General features: G+C 71.0%; 1 protein-coding gene. It reads right to left on the minus strand.

The window, feature by feature from the left end; translation table 11 throughout:
• A partial coding sequence (locus FRC96_RS22315; protein WP_230470330.1) for a hypothetical protein occupies nt 1-978 on the minus strand: 978 nt, incomplete at both ends.

Genomic DNA, 978 nt, shown 5'->3' on the forward strand with positions numbered 1-978 from the left:
CCCAGGGGGCCGGGGGCCTCACCGTGAACCCAGGCGCCGGCCAGCCTGGCGAGGCGGTCGGCCAGGGCGGCGCGCGGGCCTTCGGCCCGCCAGCGCGCTTGTTCAAAACGGCCCAGATCGGCCTCCTGATCGCTTAAGCCCTGGCGCTGGCCCAGCAGCACGAGCTCACGCAGCTCCTCTTCGCGGCTCATCAAAGAGCGGCGCAGCGCGTCGCGAAGTGTGAGCCCCGGGGTGTCGGCCAGGTCGCAGAGGTTGAGCAGGTGCAGGCAGTAGTGGGCGTAGTGGGTGGCTTCGCGCAGCGGGATCTCGCGGGAGTCGGCAAGCTCCGAGCATTCGCCGCGTAGATAGAGCGTCCAGGGTTTGAGCGCGCTTAGAGGCAGCGCCCCCTGCAGGTGCAGGAGCATCCGATGGCGAGTCTCCATCAGCGCCTGGGTCAGCGCCAGCAGCGCCGGATCTTCGGCAAAGAGCGTAAATCCGGCCAGATAATGGCGAAGTTCGCGCTGGGAGGGGACCTCATCGCCCGGGCACGGGCCAAACGCCAGGGCGGCGCGCACGGCGACCAGCAGGCCCTGGCTCTCCAGGTTCTGCGCCAGGCTCTTCTCAAAGTCGCGCGAGCGAGGTTTGAGCATCGCCAGCGCCGGGGGGCAGTCCGCCTCAGAGGCGCGCTCGAGCTCATCGAGCAGAAGTAGCCCCCCCGCGCTCCGATCGATCGCCCAGGGCGGCATCAAACGTTGCAGCTCGGCGACCGGGCTCTCCATGGCGCTGGCCAGCAGCCCGGCCCTTTCGATGAGGCCGTCGAGCGCCTGCACCGACGCCAGGCTGGCGAGCGCGCGCAGCTGGCGGTCGTGCTCGGCAGCCAGCTCCAGCGCCTCGCGGCGCGGATCATCATTCAGAGCATCGTCGTCGAGCGCGCGCGGGGCGCGGCGCACACGGGTGGACGCCGCCAGATGGTGCGCGCGCTCCAGGCGGCGCCCCAGC

Source organism: Lujinxingia vulgaris (assembly GCF_007997005.1).
Taxonomy (GTDB): Bacteria; Myxococcota_A; Bradymonadia; order Bradymonadales; family Bradymonadaceae; genus Lujinxingia.